Origin of the sequence: Mycobacterium sp. SMC-2 (assembly GCF_025263485.1) — a bacterium.
Taxonomy (GTDB): Bacteria; Actinomycetota; Actinomycetes; order Mycobacteriales; family Mycobacteriaceae; genus Mycobacterium.
In genome coordinates this window covers 3,432,192-3,449,379 of the sequence record NZ_CP079863.1, presented here as the reverse complement: position 1 = coordinate 3,449,379, position 17,188 = coordinate 3,432,192, and the positions used below count along the sequence as shown (strand labels likewise).

Here is a 17,188-nt window from a genome sequence, read left to right as displayed (position 1 = left end):
TTCGATCACAGTTCGAGTTCGACGTCACCCTCGGCGGTGTTGATGCAGATTCGGACGTCCTGCCCGGTCGGCTCGATCACGTCACCCGAGCGCAGGTCACGCAGCTTGCCCGACTTCAGCGTCCCGACGCAGGTGTAGCAGATGCCGATGCGGCAGCCGTAGGCGAGCTTGAGGCCGGCCTTCTCCCCGGTCTCCAAAATGGATGTGCCGCCGTCACATTCGACCGTCTTGTCGCTGTCGAGGAAGCACACCGTGCCGCCCTCTCCAGCGTTGGCGTCGCCGCCGATCTTTGGCTGGAATCGCTCGAAGTGCAGGCGGTCCCGATCGCCGTTGTCCTCCCAGTGCCCGATCAGCGCGTCGAGCATGTCACCCGGACCCGAGCAGAACGCCTCGCGTTCACGCCAGTCCGGGCACACCTCGTCCAGATCGCCCGGCTCGAGCCGGCCCCGTTCCGACGTGAGGCGCAATTCCAGCCGCACATTCTCGTGGCGACGGTCGAGGTCTTCGAGGGTGGACAAGAACATGACCTGTTCGCGGGTGCGGGCGGAATGGATGACCACCGCGTCGCGCAACTCGTCGCGATGATCCAGGCTGCGCAGCATGCTGATGATCGGCGTGATACCGCTGCCCGCGCTGATGAACAGCAGCTTCGGCGGCAATGGCTCGGGCAGCGTGAAGACGCCCTCGATTTCGCCGAGCCGCACCAGGTCCCCCGGCTGGATCTTGTGCACCAGATACGGCGACACGACTCCGCCGTCCACCCGCTTGGGTGTGACGCTGATCAGCCCGTCCTCGGGCGCAGGATCCGACGTCAGCGAGTAGGCCCGCCAGTGATACACCCCGTCGACCACCACGCCCAGCCGCACGTATTGACCTGGCTTGTGACCGGGCCATTCGTATCCGGGCCGGATCAGCACGCTCGCCGCTTCCGAGCCCTGTGGCTCGACCTTTTCGACCTTCCCCCGCAGCTCTTTGGTGGTCCACAGCGGGTTGATCATCTCGAGATAGTCGTCCGGCTTCAGCGGGCTGAACAGGCGCCGCACCGCCCGCAGCAACAACCGCCGTCCCCGTGGGACCTCGGGCCGGGCGCCGCGTTCAGCCATGCCGTCAGAGTACACAGATGTACACTCAGTTTAAACAAACGTATTGAATTGCCTTGTAATACAGTGTTTGACAGGCGATCAATGGATACGAAAAGTGCGCATGACTGTTCACTGGCCGGCAGTGGGACTGGGGTGCGACCGACTTCACGCGTACCTGTGACGTGCCCGTCCCGGGGGGAACCCAAACATTTGTTCAGCGGATTCTCAGCCGCTGACGGCGTCTTCCACCGCGGGGCCGTAGGCGGTGCCCCGCGCCGCGCGCGACCACAGCACGCCGCCCTCCGCGCTGACACCCGCGGCCTTCAAGGCACGCTTGAGGATCTTGTTCGTCGCGGTCGCCGGCAGGTCGGCGTTGATCCGGACATACCGCGGCCAGGCCTTGGGCGACAGATCGGGTTGCACGGCAAGGAAGTCCGCGAAGCCGTCGGGGTCCAGCCGCGCCCCGTCGCGCAACACCAGGGCGGCCATCACCTGGTCGCCGACCCGCTTGTCGGGCACCGCGTACACCGCGACCTGGCTGACCTCGGGCAGCCGCTCCAGGATCCGCTCGATCGGCCCGGCCGCCAGGTTCTCGCCGTCCACCCGCATCCAGTCGGCGGTTCGGCCGGCCAGGTAGATCCAGCCGTCGGCATCGCGGTAGGCCAGGTCGCCGGACCAGTACATCCCGTGCCGCACGCGTTCGGCCGTCGCGGCCGGGTCGTTGTAGTAGCCGACGAACGGGCCGGCGCCCTGGGTGTTGACGAGCTCGCCGACCGCGTCGTCGAAGTTGGCCAGCGCCCCGTGTTCGTCGAATTCCGCGACGGCGCACTCCTGCAGCGTCGTCGGGTTGTAGATGCTCACGCCCGCATACGGTTTGCCGATGGAGCCCGGAGGGGTGCCGTCCTCGCGCACGACGATCACCGCGAACTCGCTGGAACCGAAGCTGTCCACCACCCGGCAGCCGAAACGCCGTGCGAATTCCGCGATGTCCCGGTCGGTGGCCTCGTTGCCGAACGCCACCCGCAGCGTGTTGTCCGCATCGTCGGGGCGCTCGGGGGTGGACAGGATCAACGCGAGGGGCTTGCCCACGTAGTTGAGGTACGTCACGCGGTAGCGGCGCACGTCGTCCAGGAAACGTGACGGCGAGAACCGCGCCGGGACCATGCTGGCGCCGGCGCCGATGGCGACCGCCCATCCGGCGGCGACGCCGTTGGAGTGAAAGAGCGGCATCGACAGGTAGCAGACGTCGGCGGCGGTGATGTTGTACTGGAACACCAGGCTGGCGCCGCACATGATCACCATCGCGTGGGCGAGCCGCACGACCTTCGGGTCTCCACTGGTCCCGGAGGTGAAGATCATCATCAGCGTGTCGCCGCCGGTGACTTCGCGGTGCGCGACCAGGGGCGGCGCGCCGGCCACCAGTTCGGCATAGCGCCGACCGGTCACGTCGAGCGCCTGAATCCCGTTGAGGTCCAAGCCATCCAGCAGGGCGCGGTGTTCGGCATCGACCAGCAGCAGCTGGCAGTCGGACCGTCGGACGTCGGCCAGCAGCCCCGCCCCGCGCCGCGTCGTGTTGATCCCGCACAGCACGTAGCCGCCCAGCGCGGCCGCGGCCATGGCGCGCAGCATCGCCGGGGAGTTGGGCAGCAGGGCGCCGACATGCAGCGGGCGGTTGGGGTCGGCGAGGCCGATCAGCGCGGCGGCCTCCGCCTCGGCCTCCGCGAGGTGTTCCCGCCAGGTCCACACCCGCTCCCCGGAGGCGAGCGCCGGCCTGTCGTCGTGACGGCGTTGCCGCAGCAGCTGCTGGACCGTCTCGATCATCGGGTCGTCAGCACCAGCCCGGCGTAGTGCCGACGTGCCACGTCGTCGCAGTAGCGACGATAGGTGCCGAACCCGCCGGCGTACGGCATGAAAACCCGTTTCTTGCCCTCGATATTGGCGCCCAGGTACCACGACGAGGCCGCCTTCGGAAAGAGCGTCTGTTCGGCGGCCTCGGCGACATGGTCCGTCCAGGCCTCGGCGGCGTCGCGGCGTGGTTCCACCTCCGTCACCCCGAGGCGACGGGCCGTCAGCACCAGCTCGATCACCCAATCGACCTGGACTTCGGCGTGCAGCACCATGTTGGCCAGCACCGACGGGCTGCCGGGCCCGCTGATGGTGAACATGTTCGGCAGGCCGGGCACCATCAGGCCGAGAAAGGTGAGGGGGCCGTCGGCCCAGATGTCGCTGAGCCGCACTCCCCCGGGCCCCCGCGGGTCGATGCGGGTCAGCGCGCCGGTCAGCGCGTCGAAGCCGGTGGCGAAGATCAGCACATCGCAGGGATAGGTCGCCGCGCTGGTTCGCACGCCGCCGGCGGTGATCGTCTCGATGGGCTCGCGGCGCAGGTTCACCAGCGCGACGTTGTCGCGGTTGAACGCGTCGTAGTAGCCGCCGTCGGTGCAGATCCGCTTGGCCCCGATCGGGTGGTCGACGGGTATGAGGTCCGCGGCCACGGCGGGGTCGGCGACGATCTCGCGGATGCGCTCCTCCGCGAACTCCCGCGCGATGTCGTTGGCCGCGAGGTCGGCGTTCTGGTCGGGGAAGGTCTTGGCGAACAGCACGCCGCCCTCACGCCAGCGCCGCCACAACGCTTCTTCGCGCTCCTGCGGTTCGCTGTCGACCGCCTTCTTGTGGTAGGTACCGTGCGGTGTGCCCGCCGCCGCGTAGGCCGACATGCGGCGCCGTTCCGGATACTGCTCCCGGATGTTCCGTTGCTCCTCGGGTGTCCAGGGGCGGTTGGGCATCGGGATGCTGTAGTTGGCGGATCGCTGGAACACCACCAGGTTATCGGCCTGCGCGGCGACGATCGGAACCGTCTGGATGCCGGACGATCCCGTGCCGATCAGGCCCACCCGCTTGCCACGCAGGTCGGGGTCCTCGCGCGGCCACGCGGCGGTGAAGTACACCTCACCCGCGAAGTCGTCGATGCCGGGGATGTCGGGGCGGTTGACCGCCGACAGGCAGCCCGTCGCGCAGATGAGGAACTGCGCGGCGTAGGTCTGGTCGTCGCGGGTGCGGACCCGCCATCGGCCGTCCTCGAATTCCGCCCCGACCACGTCGACCCCGAATCGGTAGTGGCGGCGCAGGTCGAACCGGTCCGCGACGTGGCACAGGTAGGCAAGGATCTCCGGCTGCGCGGCGAAGCGTTCGCTCCACGTCCAGCTCTGCTGCAGCTCGTCGTCGAACGAGTAGGAATAGTCGACACTTTCGACGTCGCACCGCGCGCCCGGGTACCGGTTCCAGTACCAGGTGCCGCCCACGTCGGGCGCCGCCTCGAGGCCGACCACCGAAAGGCCCGCCGACGCGGCCCGGTGCACTGCGTAGAGCCCGGCGAACCCCGCGCCGATAACGATCACGTCGGCGTGCGTCATTGCGACTCGCACAGGGTGGGCTGCAGCAGGCCGCGCAGGTCGGCACAGATCAAGTCGCGCGCGGACGCGGCCGGCGGGAACGACGGGACGGTCAGGAAGCCGTGGAACAGATCCGGGAAGTCGCGGTGCACCACCAGAACCCCCGCGTCGCGCAATCGGCGCGCGTAGTCGCGCCCCTCGCTGTGCAGGGGATCGAGGCCGGCAGTGACCACCACCGCGGGTGGCAGGCCGGCGAGCGAATCCGCGCGCGCCGGCGCCACCACGTGCGGCGGCTCCAAAAGCGTTTCACCGCCGAGGTATTGGCGCCAGTACCACCGCATGGCGTCGGCGGTGAGGAAGTAGCCGGTGGCGCAGCGCAGGTAGCTCTCGGTGTCGAAAGAGGGATCGATGACCGGATACAGCAGGAGCTGCGCGGCCGGGCTGGCGACCGCCCGTTCGCGGCACAGCAGGGCGGTGACCGCGGCGAGATTGCCGCCGGCGCTGTCGCCGGCGATGGCGGTCCGCGCCGGGTCGATGCCGAGCTGGGAAGCGTGGTCGACCACCCAGCAGAACGCCGCGAATGCATCCAGCGCGGCCGCGGGCGCCGGGTGCTCGGGCGCGAGGCGGTAGCCGACCGAGACGACGACGGCCTGGGCGCCGCGCGCCAGCGCGCGGCAGAAGCCGTCGTGTGATTCGATGTCGCACAACACGAATCCGCCGCCATGGCAGAACACGATCGCGGCGCGGTTGTCCTGCGTGTCGCCGTGCGGGTGGTAGACCCGCGCGGGGATGGCGCCGGCGGGGCCCGGGATCGAACGGTCCTCAGTGCGGTGGACGTCGTCGATGTTGTCGACGGGCTGGCGCCGCCGGGCGACGGCGGCGCGGGCCTGCGCGGCGGTCATGGTCTCGACGGGCGGGAATCCGGCGTCCAGCTCGCGCAGCAGCGCCTGGACACCGTCAAAGGGGTTGTCCATGCGACGCCTCCGCTCCTGCCGGCCGGTACTTCAAGAGGGTGATCCCGTCTTCGGGCAGATCGTAGAACACCGGCTCGACCCGCATGCCGATATGGACGTCGCCGGGATCGACGTCGACCAACTCGGTGCTGAATTTCGGCCCGGCGTCCCACTGCACGACCGCGGGCAGCTGCGGCAGCGCGTCCGCCCAGGGTGGACCCGTGGGTCGACGGGCGATCGTGAACGTGTACAGCGTTCCCGCACCGTCGATTTCGCGCCACTCGAGGTCATCGGCCAGCGTGCCCGGGGCGAGGGTGCGTGGGTAGAACACGTAACGCCCCAGCGAGGGTGAGTACTGCACCAGGATGCGGTGCCGGGCCAGGCCGTCCCAGAAGGGCCGCGACACCGGTGTCGGCTCGGGCACGGGAATGCTCACCGCTAGTCCCCTCCCATCAGCAGTGCCACCTGCTCGCTCATGATGCCGCCGTTGCCAGTGACGAACGCGGTGTGGCAGTCGCGCACCTGCGCGTCGGCGGCCCGGCCCATGATCTGGCGGGCGGCGTCCACGACGTGGTGCATGCCGCCGGCCATGCCGGCCTGTCCGAAGGACAGCTGCCCGCCGGCGGTGTTGAGCGGGAAGTCGCCGCGGTGGGTCAGGTCGTGGCCGGCGACCCACGACATCCCCCGGCCCTTGTCGCAGAAGCCGGCGTCCTCGAGGCTCATCAGCACGGTGATGGCGTAACAGTCGTAGACCGACGCCATGTCCACCTCGGACCGGGTCAGGCCGGCCATTTCGAACGCCCGGTCGGCGGCGCGGGCGATGGGGGTCCGCAGCAGGTCCTCGGCGTAGGTGGGTGTCTTGAAGGCGATGTGTTCGCCGAAGCCCTTGATCCACACCGGCCGGTGGCGGCCGCGCCGCGCGATGTCGGCGTTGGCGATCAAGACGCCCGCTCCCCCGTGGACCCGCATCACAGTCTCGAGCATGTGGATCGGGTCGGCGATCATAGGGCTGGCGAGGACGTCGTCGACGGTGATCGGCGTGCCGTAAAAGACCGCGCCCGGGTGGGCGCACGCGTTGGTGCGCTGGTCCACGGCGATCTTGGCCACCGCCGCGGGGTCGTAGCCGAATTCGGCCGCGTAGCGCTGGGCGATCTGCGCGTACGGCGCGTTCTGGCCCACGTTGCCGTACGGGATCTCGAATTCCGCTTGCGGCGACCCATAGTTGTTCGACGACGCCCCATACCAATTCGGGCTCGGTGGTGGCCGCTTTGCGGACTGCGGTTGCGACGCCGAGCCGGGAACCACGGCCAGCGCCGCGTCGCAGACGCCGAGCTCCACGGCGGCCGCGGCCCGCCAGATCATGCCCGCCGCGGTGGCCCCGCCCAGGTCGACCCGCTCACCGAAATCCAGTGCCAGGCCGAGGTATTCGCACAAGGTGGCCGGCGCGAACATCGCCGACTCGGCGACGCCATGGGTCAGCAGGCCGTTGACGCAGGCGGCGTCGACACCCGCGTCCTCGATCACCGCCTTCGCCAGCAGCGCGTACTGGTCCAGGGTGAACAGCGGCGGGTGGGTGGGGCGCCGCTGCGCCGGCAGCTCGGCGATGCCGACGATCGCCGCCTCGCCGCGCAGGCCGGTCACGACGGCGTTCCGCGTCGGGGCAGCTCGACCGTCGCCGTCCCGGGCATCAGCACCGTCTGATCGCGGCGCCCGGCGATGTCGAGGTCCACCAGCCCGGCGCCCTCGTGGGAGAGGCGTTTGCCGGTGACCGTGCCGCCGAAGCGCAGGGGTTGGCCGGGATGGGCGACGGCGCGGTTCTGGACGGAGAAGGACACCAGGCGGCCGCGCCCGCCGATCCAGTCCCCGATGGCCCGCCCGAGCAGCGCGGCCTGCAGCGGACCCTGGACCAGCACGTCGTCGTAGCCCTCGACCGTGCGCGCCCAGTCCTTGTCGTAGTGGATGCGGTGGCCGTTGTAGGTGGCGGCGCTGAAGAAGAACAGCTGCGTTTCGTCGACAGTCACGGTGAGTTCGGGCATCTGCTGGCCCACCTCGACGTCCTCGTAGAAGACTTGACCGGTCATGACGCTCCTAGGGGCGGGCGATCATCGAGGTCGACGCTTCGGCGAGCAGGTCGTGGTGCTGGTTGCGGTACACCGTGTGCCAGGTGACCAGAACGAATCTACCGGAGCGGCCCTGCTTTTCGACGATCGAGGAGATCGTGCGCACCATTTCAATTTCGTCGCGGTGATAGGCCGGCAGGTGGAAGGTGAAGCTCTCGCCGCCGGCCATCCGCTTCGGGGCGCGCGGAAAGGCGAGGCTGCCGGAGATCGCGCCGGACGAGCCGTCCGGCCGCAGCGCCTCGAGGTGCGTGACGCCGAGCACGGCGTACTGCAGAAAAAGCGGCGGGCAGACGACGTCGCGAAAGCCGTTGGCCCTGGCGTAATCCGGGTCGAACCACAACGGGTTGTGGTCACCGACCGCCGCCGCCCACCGTTGCCAGTCGCGCCGGTTCACCTCGCCGGTCGCCGACGCGGCGACGGTGCCCACGCGCGACGCCGATTCGGCGTCGATCAGACTGTCCTGGCTCACCGGCTCTCCTCTGCGTTCAACGTCTCCTCCAGCCACGATGCGGCGACGTCCGCCCCGCCGCCCCACGTCGAGCCCCACCGGGCCCGCTCGGTCCACAGATGCAGATCGGTCTCGGTGACATAGCCCATGCCGCCGTGTAATTGGTGGGCGTCCAACGTGATGAGCCTGGCCGCGGTGGCCGCGTGCATGCGCGCGATCGCGGTCTCCCGGGTCGCCGTGCGACCCCGCGCGATCCAGAACACCGCCGCGTGCGCGGCCAACCGGGCCGCCGCCAGGGCGATGTGCATGTCGGCGACCAGGTGCTGGGCTGCCTGGAAGGACGCGATCGGCCGGCCGAATTGGTGCCGCAGCTTGGTGTAGTCCACGGTGCGGTCGATGACCGCCTGCCCGACTCCCACCAAGTCGAGCGCCCCCAATGCGACCGCCGCGTTGGCCACACGCCGCAGCGCCGAGTGGGTGACCTCACCAAGGAGCGCGCCGGCCGTGACCACGACGCCGTCGAAGCGCACGGTGAACGCCCGATGCCCGCCCGCCACGGCGAGCGGTTCCAGGGCCACACCGACCGCGTCGGGGTCGACGATGAAGGCGAGCGTACGCCCTTGCGCCGCAGCCGAAGTCACGATGAGATCGGCGACGTCGGCGTCGGCCACGTAGTCCGAGGTGCCGCTCAGCCGCCATTGCGCCGAGACGGGATCGGCGCGCAACGCGGGCGACACGATGCCGGCGTCGCGGGCGTTCCACAGCGCCGTGGTGCCGCGGGCGGTGCCGCGCGCCAGCGGCGGCAGCCAGGCGGACCTGGCGTCCGGGGAGCCGAGCTGGCCGATCGCGAGCGCGGCCTGAATGCTGCTGTGGATCGTCGTCGGGCACAGCGCGCGGCCAGCCTCGGTATAGAAGACGGCGAGATCGTCCAGGGAGCCACCGGAGCCGCCGTATTCCTCGGCGATGGCCAGCCCGAGGACACCGGCGTCCGTCAGCGCCTTCCAGAGCGCCGGGGTGCGACGGTCCGCGCCCGGTTCGTTCAGCGTGCGCACCAACGCCACGGGGTTCTCGGCCGCCAGCAGGGCACGCAACGCCGAGGCGAACTCGCGCTGTTCAGCGGTGGGAATCGCTTTCATGCGTCAGCGCCCGTACGAGGGCATCTTGTGCCCGCGCTGGGCGATGATGTCGCGCAGGACCTCGTTGGTGCCGCCGCCGAAACGCATCAGGGGCGCGGCCCGGTAGAGCCGTTCGAACTTGCCGGCCAGCGGCGCCTGCGCGCTGCGGTGTGCCAGCAAGCCGTCCGGGCCGAGCAGGTCGAGCGCGAGCACGGCGATGCGCTGGCGCAGTTCGCTGGTGAAGACCTTCTCGACGCTGACCTCCACCGACGGGATCACGCCGCTGTCGAGGATCGACGCGGCCTCGTAGCCCATCAGCATGGCCACCGCCACGTCGGCCTCGGCCTGCGCCAGCCGGCGCCGCAGCGCCGGGCTGTCGGCGGGCACGGTGCCGTCACGGCGTGGCGTCCGCGCGAGCTCGCGCAGCTCCTCCACGGCGCGACGCAGGTCGCCCGCGTTGGTCAGCGCGCCGCGTTCGAGGTCCAGCGCGCCGGTGATGTACGTCCAGCCGTGGTTGACCTCACCCACCAAGTTGGTGAGCGGCACCCGCACGTCGCGGAAGTGGACCTCGTTGGTGCGATAGCCCGACCACGCGTACAGCGGGCGGATCGTGACCCCGGGACTGTCGATTGCGACGATGATGACCGAGATGCCCCGATGGCGAACACCGTGGGGATCGGTGCGGACGCAGAGCCACTCGTGGGTGGCGCGCTGTGCGCCGCTGTTCCAGATCTTGGTGCCGTTGATCACCCATTCGTCGCCGTCCCGGACCGCGCTGGTGCGCAGGCCGGCCAGGTCGGTACCGGCGTCGGGCTCGGAATACCCAACGGCGCAGACCATTTCGCCCCTGGCGATCAGCGGCAGCCATTCGGTTTTGTTCCGTTCGGTGCCGTGCCGCATGATCATCGGCGCCACGGACGTGACCGTCAGGTCGGGGCCGGGCACGCCCCAGTACTCGAATTCGCTCATCAGCAGATGCAGGTGGATGGCGCCGAGCCCGAGACCGCCGTACTCGCAAGGCCAGTTCAGCCCGAACCAGCCCTTCTCCCCGATCTTGCGGCGGAACCGCGCCACCTGGCCGTCGCGGAGCTCCAGGTCGTGCTCGGCCAGCTCGGCCCGCAACTCGGTGGTGACGTTCTCGTGGAGGAACTCGCGGACCTCGGCCAGCCAGGCGCGCTGCCCGGCGTCGAGTTCGAAATCCATTCGGGCGCCTCTGCCTTTCTGAAGCCTTTCTGAAATGCCTTTCCACCGAGCAGCGTCAGCGTAACGCCAGGGCGAGACTGCGCACGCGATTTCGCCGTGGCGTTCGGCCCGGGACCGGCAGCCGGCCCGCTCCGACTGTAAATACGCTGTCAAACCCCCGTTAATTCGCGTCGGCGCTCTCGCGGATGCGCGGTGGGGCTGCGAAAATACGTCCCATCGGCCGGTCGACGCGGACCAGGCACCCTGCCCAGCCCCAGCCCGAGGGAGACGGCATGCCCACTGTTGAGACACGCCTTCGCGAAGACTTGCGCGCCTACGCCGTCGAATTGCGGCAACTCGCATACACCCTGCCCCTCGGCGTCGGCGAGCACGACCTCCTGCAGCTCTCGGATCGCATGCGCGCCGCGGCCGAACAGGTCATCCGCAAGGGCGCGTGACCCGCACGGCCTCAGCCGCCCCTGAGCCGGATCTTCCAGCGGACGAAGCTCAGGTAGAAGACACTGATGACCACCAGCATGCCGATGTCGAACCACCACGCGCCCGGCGTGTGATGCCAGTGGGAGTCTTTCGGGCTGAGCGGCCCGGGCACCAACTTGCTCAGGTCGGCGGTGGAGGCTGACGCCGCGAACCCCCAGCGCGCCGGAGTCACCCAGGACATCTGGTCCAGTCCGAGCCGCCCGGTCACCGGGATCATGCCCCCGGAGAACACCAGCTGCGACATGACCGCCACCACCAACAGCGGCATGATCTGTTCGTTCGACTTGGCGATGGCCGACAGCGCCAGCCCGAGCATCGCCGAGGCCACGCACGTCAACGCGACGTCGACGAACAGTTCGAAACCCGGCCGGCCCAGCGCCACCGCCCCTTGTGTCGGCCCGCCCTTGCCGAGCAGCACGATGACGGTCACGATCGCCGATTGGATGACCGCGAAAACCGTGTAGACGCAGACCTTGGCCAGCAGGTAGGCGCTGGTGGACAGGCCGACCGCCTGCTCGCGCAGGAAGATCGCCCGTTCGCCGATGAGGTCGCGAATGGTCAGGGCGGTCCCCATGAACACCGCGCCGACGTTGAGCAGCACCAGGATCTGCCCCGGCTCATTCGGGGCCGCACCCATCGGATTGGGGATGCCGAAGCCGACGTTGCCAGGCACCGACATGGACAGCGATCCCATGATGAACGGCAACACCGCCAGGAAGACGAAGTAACCGCGGTCGGAGAAGATGAGCCGGACCTGCCGCCTGGCGATCGTGGAGAACTGCCGGATGAGGCTCGTGTGTGAGGGGTCGCCCAGGTCGGCGGGCCGCTGCGCGGGGGGCGGCGGTGGCGGCGGCCCCGTGCGCGCCAGGTACCGCGCCTTGGCGCCGTCGGGATCGCCCGCGACCGTGCTGAAGATATCGGCCCAGTTCGTCGTGCCCATGGCCGGCCCGATCTGGCTGGGCGGCCCGCAGAAGGCGGTCTTGCCGCCGGGGGCCAGCAGCAGGACCTGGTCGCACACGTCCAGGTAAGTCAACGAGTGGGTGACGACGAGCACCACCCGGCCGGCGTCGGCGAGCTGGCGCAGCATGGTCATCACCTGGCGGTCCAGCGCCGGGTCGAGCCCGGAGGTCGGCTCGTCCAGGATCAGCAGCGACGGCCCGGTGAGCAGCTCCAGCGCGACCGATGCGCGCTTGCGCTGGCCGCCGGAGAGCTTGTCGACCCGGGTGTGCAGGTGCTGGGTCATCTCGAGTTCCTCGAGCACCCGGGCCACCACCTGGGCCCGGTCGTCCTTGGTGGTGTCCGGCGGCAGCCGCAGCTCGGCGGCATACATCAACGCCTGCTGCACCGTCAGCTGCCCGTGCACCACGTCGTCCTGGGGCACCATCCCGATCCTGCTGCGCAGCGAGGCGTACTCGGCGTGGACGTTGTGGCCCTCGAACGCGACCGTGCCCCTGGTCGGGTGCGTGTACCCCGCCACCAACCGGGCGAAGGTCGACTTGCCCGCGCCCGACGGTCCGATGACGGCCGTCAGCGTCCCGGGCTGCGCGCCCAACGAGATGTCGTCCAGCAGCGTCTTGTTGTTCTCGATCGTCCAGGTCACGCCGCGCACGTCCAGGCCGCCGGTGGGGGTCGCGGTCGCGCTCTCGTCGCGGCGGGCCAGCGTGCCACCGGCGAAGACGAGGTCGATGTTGCCGATGGTGACGACGTCGCCGTCGTGCAACACGGCCGAGTCGACCCGCGCGCCGTTGACGAAGGTGCCGTTGATGCTGCGGTTGTCGTGGATCTCGGTGCCGTGCGGCGTCGGGATGAGGGTGGCGTGGTGGCGCGAGGCCAGCACTTCGGGAATGACGATGTCGTTGTCGTTGGCACGGCCGATCTTGATCGCGCCCGGCATCGACTCCACGGCGGCTCTGCCCGGCCGCAGGATTTTCATCATCGACGTCGCGAGGTTCGACGCGTCACCGCCGGCGACGCGGCCCGTTTCCGGCCCCGTCGGCTGCGCGTGTTGCGCCGGGGGCACCCTGATCGGCGCCGAGCGGTAGATGTGCGGGGCTTGTTGCGGTCCGCTGGAGGGCGCCGCCGGCTGGCCACCGGTCGGGTACCGCGGCTGCGGGCCCGACGGATAGCCCGGCATCGGTCCACTCGGCGGATGCACGGGTTGCGGCCCGCTGGGCTGATGGGTGGGCTGGCGGAACGGGGCCGACGCCGGCTGCTGGGGGTGGCCGGGCCAGGGCGCGCCGGGCGGCTGGGCCTGAGGCGCCCGTGGCACCGCGCCGGTGGCCGGGTTGGCGATCGGTATCGACGTCGTCAGCGGTGGTCGCCCGGCCGACCCCTGGTGGCGGCCGACCTCGAAAGTCAGCGCCGGGCCGTCGGGATTTCCGATGTTGACGCGCAGGCCGTCCTGGATGTCGACCATGGGCACGCGCTGATGGTTGACGTACAGCCCGTTTAGGCTGCCGTTGTCGATGGCGATCCATCGGCCCTGGTCGAATCGGGCGATGAGGTGCGTGCGGGAGATCAGTGGATGTGCCACGCGGACGTCGGCGCGAAGGTCACGCCCGATGGCTACATCGTTGCCGGCGGCGAAGGTGCGCTCGGATCCCTCGTAGCGCACGGTCAACACAGGTGGGGCTGGTCGGCTCATCACGACCAACTGTATCGGCAGCCGCTCCAATCAGGTTGCCGAATTGGGGTCGCTAGCCCGCCGCGGCGGCGGCGTGCAGGTTACGGCGCCACGACTGGGGCGCGGCGGTGACTTCCCTGATGAAATCCCCGATGTAGCGAATGGCACGCCTGCCCTCGGGCAGGACGTCCGCCGCCAGCGGGAAGTCGTGGATCTGTCCGTCCCACAGGTGCAGATCGCACGGAACTCCGCTGGCTTCCAAGCGCTTTGCCATGAGTTCGGCGTCGGGGAGCAGCAACTCGTCGGAACTCGCGTGGATGGTGACCGGCGGCAGGTCGGACAGATCGGCGTCCACCGGTGACGCCACGGCGGAATCACCCCGTCCCTCCACGAGGTGCGCCTGGCTCAAGTAGTGGGCGAACATCGACAATGCACCGCGGGTGAACATGGAGCACTTGCGCGCGTTGCGGTGCTGCAGCTTTCGGGCCGGGTCGGCATCGGTGAACGGGGAGATCGTCGCGACTCCGGCGGGCCTCATCACCTCGCCGCGAATGGCCGACAGCGCGGACATGAACGCAAGATATCCCCCGGCGGAATCACCCGCGATGACCACCTGGTCTCCGTCAAAACCGCGCTCCTGCAACCACCGAAGCCCGTTCATCCCGTCGTCGATGGCGTCGGTGATGTGATGCGAGGGCAACTTCCGGTACCCGACGGTGAGCACGGCGGCATCCGCGGCCTTGGAAAGACGGGTGACCACCGAGCGGTGCGTGTTGAGACCGCAGGTGAGGAAGGCGCCGCCATGCAGATAGAGGATCGCCCGATCCGTCGACGCGCCGGGTGCGCAAACCCATTCGGCGGCACAGTTTTCCAGCCGCACCTGTTCGATCGTCGCCGAGATGCCGAAACGTGGGACCATTCCGGCCAAACCGTCGACATATTCGAATGGCCAGTGCAAGTTCGGTGTGAAGGCCCACGCGCGCACGGTGTTCTTCACGATCAGCCGGCTGGCCAACGAGACCGCGACGGATTGCGGACTGTGACGGTGGTGGACACGCCGCTTCATTGCGCCACTTGGCAATAACTCCTGTGGAACCGTGGTGCTCACCATGCTTCCCTCCTAAGTGCGCACCGGGTACCCGCCTGTGGCCCGGAAAAACTGAGGGTGAAGATGCTCCGAATGTTGGGTACATCACGGTTTAACGCCGGTGGCCAGTGGGTATGAGTACGCTTTCGGTCGGTTTGCCGGCCCGGGTGTCGTCGGACTTCACCCGGTGGCCCAAGATATGAGCGATGAACGGCGAAACGCGCGCTCACGCGCTGCTGGACGACCGGGTGGCGGTGGTGACGGGCGGGGGCGCCGGCATCGGCGCGGCCACCGCGCGGCTGTTCGCTCAGCAGGGCGCACACGTGGTCATCGTGGACATCGACGGCGGGCTGGCCGCACGGACGGTCGACGACATCGCGGCCGCCGGCGGATCGGCCGTCGCGGTGGTCACCGATGTCCGGGACGCGGCCGCGGTCGACGACCTGGCGCGATCGGTGTTGGATCGCTACGGCCGGGTGGACGTGCTGGTCAACAATGTGGGCCACTGGCTGCAGCACCCGGGGAACTTCGTCGACACCGACCCGGGGCTGTGGGATGAGCTGTACCGGATCAATCTGCACCACGTCTTGCTGGTCACCCGCGCGTTCCTGCCGGCGATGGTCGCCCGGCGGGCCGGTGCGATCGTCAACGTCTCGTCGGTCGAGGGCTTGCGCGGCTACCCCGAAGATCCGGTCTATGCCGCGTTCAAGGCCGCGGTCATTCAGTTCACCCGCAGTTTGGCGGTGCAGGTGGGCGGGCAGGGGGTACGCGTCAACGCAATCGCCCCCGACGTCACGGAATCCCTTCAGGTGCCCTATTCGCAGTGGCTGTCGGCCGACGAGCAGAGACAGTGGCCGCAGTGGGTTCCGGTCGGGCGCATGGGTGTGCCGGAAGATCAGGCCCACGTGATCCTGTTTCTGGCTTCGGACTTGTCGGCGTTCGTCACCGGCCACACCATCCCGACCGACGGCGGTACCGCCGCGGCGGGCGGCTGGTTCCGCACGTCGCGCCGACGCGACCGCGAGTGGACGAATCGTCCGATCGCCCCCTGATTGCCTGGGCGGTTCTCAAACCAGCCCCAATGCGGCGTTCTCCGCACGGATTCGAACCCTGAGCACCAACGCGTTCGCGGCGCTGAACACCATCGCCGTCAGCCACGCCGAATGAACCAGCGGCAGTGCGGCCACCTCCGCGGCGACCGCCGCGTAATTCGGGTGGCGCACCCATCGGTACAACCCGCCGCGAACCAATGGTGCACCCGCGATCACGATAAGCCTTGGGTTCCAACGCCTGCCGAGCACGCTCACGCAGCTCCAGCGCACCACCGTGCTGAACAGGACGACCGCGAGCATAGGCCAGCCAAGCCATCCGATGAACGGCCGGGCCAGCGCCGCGGTTTCCACGACGCACGACACCAGCAGCAGGGCATGCATGCTCACCATTGCCGGGTAGTGCTCGCGGCCGAACTCCTTACCGCCCCGCGCGAGTGACCATTTGGTGTTTCGTTGCGCAACGGCCAGCTCGACCAGGCGTTCGGCGCCAACCGCCAGGATGAACAGGTAGTAATACATGACCTCTCCCCTCACCACTGCAGCAGCAGCAGTTCGAAGCTGAAGCCGGGACCCATCGCCAGCATGACGGCGAAGGACCCTTCGGCCGGCGGCTCCTCGGCAGTCCGGCGGAGGACGTCGAGCACCGATGCCGAGGAGATGTTGCCGTTGTCCCGCATCGAGTTTCGGCTGTGGGTCAGGGCATCCGGCGGTAGCCCGAGTGCGTCCTGGATGGAGTCGAGCACTTTGGGACCGCCGGGGTGACACACCCAGGCGGCGATGTCCGCGACGGACAAGCCGTGGTCGGCCAGGAATCCGTCGACCTCGTCCCGTAGGTAGGCGTCGGCCATTTTCGGCACGTCGCGCGACATCACGAGTTGAAATCCGCTGGAGCCCACGTTCCATCCCATGACGTCGACCGTTTCCGGCACTACGCGGCTGCGGGTCGCGAGGACTCGCGGGGCGCGCCGGCCGTTGCGGCGCGCAGGGATTCGGTCGGCCCCGGTGGCGACCACGGCGGCGGCGCCGTCCCCGAACAAGGACACGCCGATGAGGGCGGGGATCGAGGCGTCGTCGCGCTGCAGCGTGAGCGAGCACAGCTCGACCGACAGGAGCACGGCAACGTCCCCGGGGTACCCATGCAGGTAGTCGTGCACGCGCGCCATCCCGGCGGCGCCTGCGACACAGCCGAGCCCGAAGAGCGGGACGCGTTTGACGTTGGGGCGGAAGCCGATTCGGGCCATCAGCCGGGCATCGATGGTGGGCACCGCGATGCCGGTGCTGGACACCACCACGATGGTGTCCACCTCGTGTGGTTCGATGCCGGCCTCGGCCAGCGCCGACCGTATCGCCCGTTCGCCGAGGTCGACGGCGACCTCGAGGTAGGCGTCGTTCGCCTCGGTGAAGCCGCTCAGCTGTGGGTAACGCGAGAGCGGCAACGCGAGGCTGCGTTGGTCGACCCCCGTTGTTTGCGCGAAGCGCAGGAACCGCGGATCGGTGAATTCGGTGAGCTCCCGGGCGACTTCGTCTTGGCTGTAGCGGTGGCAGGTGAAGGCCACCGCCGCCCCCGCGATGTGCGGCGCGCCGCGTCCGCGCTGAGCGGCGGCGCCGGGGGACGTGAGATGCGTTGTTGCAGTCATGC

General features: G+C 69.3%; 16 protein-coding genes. 2 read left to right on the top strand and 14 right to left on the bottom strand.

The window, feature by feature from the left end:
• Nucleotides 1-5 precede the first annotated feature (5 nt).
• The 10 genes from KXD96_RS16075 to KXD96_RS16030 all read right to left on the bottom strand — a co-directional run bounded on the left by KXD96_RS16075 (nt 6) and on the right by KXD96_RS16030 (nt 10,310).
• Nucleotides 6-1,103, bottom strand: a complete 1,098-nt coding sequence (locus tag KXD96_RS16075) for a ferredoxin reductase (protein WP_260737291.1) — start codon at nt 1,101-1,103, stop codon at nt 6-8.
• Between the two features lie 204 nt (nt 1,104-1,307).
• Nucleotides 1,308-2,903, bottom strand: coding sequence for a fatty-acid--CoA ligase FadD1 (fadD1, locus tag KXD96_RS16070; protein WP_260737288.1), 1,596 nt, complete (start codon nt 2,901-2,903; stop codon nt 1,308-1,310).
• Entirely contained in the window at nt 2,900-4,492 is a 1,593-nt protein-coding gene (locus tag KXD96_RS16065; protein WP_260737287.1) for an NAD(P)/FAD-dependent oxidoreductase, read from the bottom strand. The genes fadD1 and KXD96_RS16065 overlap by 4 nt, the downstream gene beginning before the upstream one ends.
• Entirely contained in the window at nt 4,489-5,445 is a 957-nt protein-coding gene (locus tag KXD96_RS16060) for an alpha/beta hydrolase (RefSeq protein WP_260737281.1), read from the bottom strand. Before KXD96_RS16060 ends, KXD96_RS16065 begins: the two co-directional genes overlap by 4 nt.
• Nucleotides 5,429-5,860, bottom strand: a complete 432-nt coding sequence (locus KXD96_RS16055; protein WP_260737272.1) for a Zn-ribbon domain-containing OB-fold protein — start codon at nt 5,858-5,860, stop codon at nt 5,429-5,431. Before KXD96_RS16055 ends, KXD96_RS16060 begins: the two co-directional genes overlap by 17 nt.
• A 2-nt stretch (nt 5,861-5,862) precedes the next feature.
• A complete protein-coding gene (locus tag KXD96_RS16050) occupies nt 5,863-7,065 on the bottom strand; it encodes a thiolase family protein (protein WP_260737270.1) in 1,203 nt (400 codons plus the stop codon).
• Nucleotides 7,062-7,505: a MaoC/PaaZ C-terminal domain-containing protein gene (locus KXD96_RS16045; protein ID WP_260737268.1), complete on the bottom strand. Its 444-nt coding sequence runs from the start codon at nt 7,503-7,505 to the stop codon at nt 7,062-7,064. Before KXD96_RS16045 ends, KXD96_RS16050 begins: the two co-directional genes overlap by 4 nt.
• 7 nt (nt 7,506-7,512) lie before the next feature.
• The gene (locus KXD96_RS16040; RefSeq protein WP_260737265.1) at nt 7,513-8,013 is read right to left on the bottom strand and encodes a MaoC family dehydratase N-terminal domain-containing protein; all 501 of its coding nucleotides are present in this window, start codon (nt 8,011-8,013) and stop codon (nt 7,513-7,515) included.
• A complete protein-coding gene (locus KXD96_RS16035; protein ID WP_260737263.1) occupies nt 8,010-9,128 on the bottom strand; it encodes an acyl-CoA dehydrogenase family protein in 1,119 nt (372 codons plus the stop codon). The genes KXD96_RS16040 and KXD96_RS16035 overlap by 4 nt, the downstream gene beginning before the upstream one ends.
• Nucleotides 9,129-9,131: 3 nt before the next feature.
• Nucleotides 9,132-10,310 carry an acyl-CoA dehydrogenase family protein gene (locus tag KXD96_RS16030; RefSeq protein WP_260737262.1) on the bottom strand — a complete coding sequence of 393 codons (1,179 nt, stop codon included), beginning with the start codon at nt 10,308-10,310 and terminating at the stop codon, nt 9,132-9,134.
• 272 nt (nt 10,311-10,582) lie between these two features.
• On the opposite strand from KXD96_RS16030, the gene KXD96_RS16025 reads away from it, so the two are divergent.
• Nucleotides 10,583-10,747, top strand: coding sequence for a hypothetical protein (locus KXD96_RS16025; protein WP_260737252.1), 165 nt, complete (start codon nt 10,583-10,585; stop codon nt 10,745-10,747).
• 11 nt (nt 10,748-10,758) lie between these two features.
• On the opposite strand, the gene KXD96_RS16020 is transcribed toward KXD96_RS16025, so the two are convergent.
• The gene (locus tag KXD96_RS16020; protein WP_260737250.1) at nt 10,759-13,431 is read right to left on the bottom strand and encodes an ATP-binding cassette domain-containing protein; all 2,673 of its coding nucleotides are present in this window, start codon (nt 13,429-13,431) and stop codon (nt 10,759-10,761) included.
• A gap of 52 nt (nt 13,432-13,483) precedes the next feature.
• Entirely contained in the window at nt 13,484-14,521 is a 1,038-nt protein-coding gene (locus KXD96_RS16015) for an alpha/beta hydrolase (RefSeq protein WP_396876749.1), read from the bottom strand.
• Nucleotides 14,522-14,703: 182 nt separating this feature from the next.
• Here KXD96_RS16015 and KXD96_RS16010 point away from each other — a divergent pair, with 182 nt between their 5' ends.
• Nucleotides 14,704-15,549: an SDR family NAD(P)-dependent oxidoreductase gene (locus KXD96_RS16010; RefSeq protein WP_260737237.1), complete on the top strand. Its 846-nt coding sequence runs from the start codon at nt 14,704-14,706 to the stop codon at nt 15,547-15,549.
• Between the two features lie 15 nt (nt 15,550-15,564).
• Here the strand turns inward: KXD96_RS16010 and KXD96_RS16005 are convergent, their stop codons facing one another.
• Together KXD96_RS16005 and KXD96_RS16000 are read right to left on the bottom strand one after the other, a co-directional pair.
• On the bottom strand, nt 15,565-16,068 hold the full coding sequence (locus KXD96_RS16005) for an isoprenylcysteine carboxyl methyltransferase family protein (RefSeq protein WP_260737234.1): 504 nt from the start codon (nt 16,066-16,068) through the stop codon (nt 15,565-15,567).
• Between the two features lie 11 nt (nt 16,069-16,079).
• On the bottom strand, nt 16,080-17,186 hold the full coding sequence (locus KXD96_RS16000) for a type III polyketide synthase (RefSeq protein WP_260737231.1): 1,107 nt from the start codon (nt 17,184-17,186) through the stop codon (nt 16,080-16,082).
• Nucleotides 17,187-17,188 lie beyond the last annotated feature (2 nt).

Coding starts and splice junctions, on each gene's coding strand:
- KXD96_RS16035 (WP_260737263.1), bottom strand. CDS start 9,128: ATGAAAGCGATTCCCACCGCTGAACAGCGCGAGTTCGCCTCGGCGTTG.
- KXD96_RS16025 (WP_260737252.1), top strand. CDS start 10,583: ATGCCCACTGTTGAGACACGCCTTCGCGAAGACTTGCGCGCCTACGCC.
- KXD96_RS16075 (WP_260737291.1), bottom strand. CDS start 1,103: ATGGCTGAACGCGGCGCCCGGCCCGAGGTCCCACGGGGACGGCGGTTG.
- KXD96_RS16020 (WP_260737250.1), bottom strand. CDS start 13,431: ATGAGCCGACCAGCCCCACCTGTGTTGACCGTGCGCTACGAGGGATCC.
- KXD96_RS16000 (WP_260737231.1), bottom strand. CDS start 17,186: ATGACTGCAACAACGCATCTCACGTCCCCCGGCGCCGCCGCTCAGCGC.
- KXD96_RS16005 (WP_260737234.1), bottom strand. CDS start 16,068: ATGTATTACTACCTGTTCATCCTGGCGGTTGGCGCCGAACGCCTGGTC.
- KXD96_RS16045 (WP_260737268.1), bottom strand. CDS start 7,505: ATGACCGGTCAAGTCTTCTACGAGGACGTCGAGGTGGGCCAGCAGATG.
- KXD96_RS16060 (WP_260737281.1), bottom strand. CDS start 5,445: ATGGACAACCCCTTTGACGGTGTCCAGGCGCTGCTGCGCGAGCTGGAC.
- fadD1 (WP_260737288.1), bottom strand. CDS start 2,903: ATGATCGAGACGGTCCAGCAGCTGCTGCGGCAACGCCGTCACGACGAC.
- KXD96_RS16065 (WP_260737287.1), bottom strand. CDS start 4,492: ATGACGCACGCCGACGTGATCGTTATCGGCGCGGGGTTCGCCGGGCTC.
- KXD96_RS16030 (WP_260737262.1), bottom strand. CDS start 10,310: ATGGATTTCGAACTCGACGCCGGGCAGCGCGCCTGGCTGGCCGAGGTC.
- KXD96_RS16015 (WP_396876749.1), bottom strand. CDS start 14,521: ATGGTGAGCACCACGGTTCCACAGGAGTTATTGCCAAGTGGCGCAATG.
- KXD96_RS16010 (WP_260737237.1), top strand. CDS start 14,704: ATGAACGGCGAAACGCGCGCTCACGCGCTGCTGGACGACCGGGTGGCG.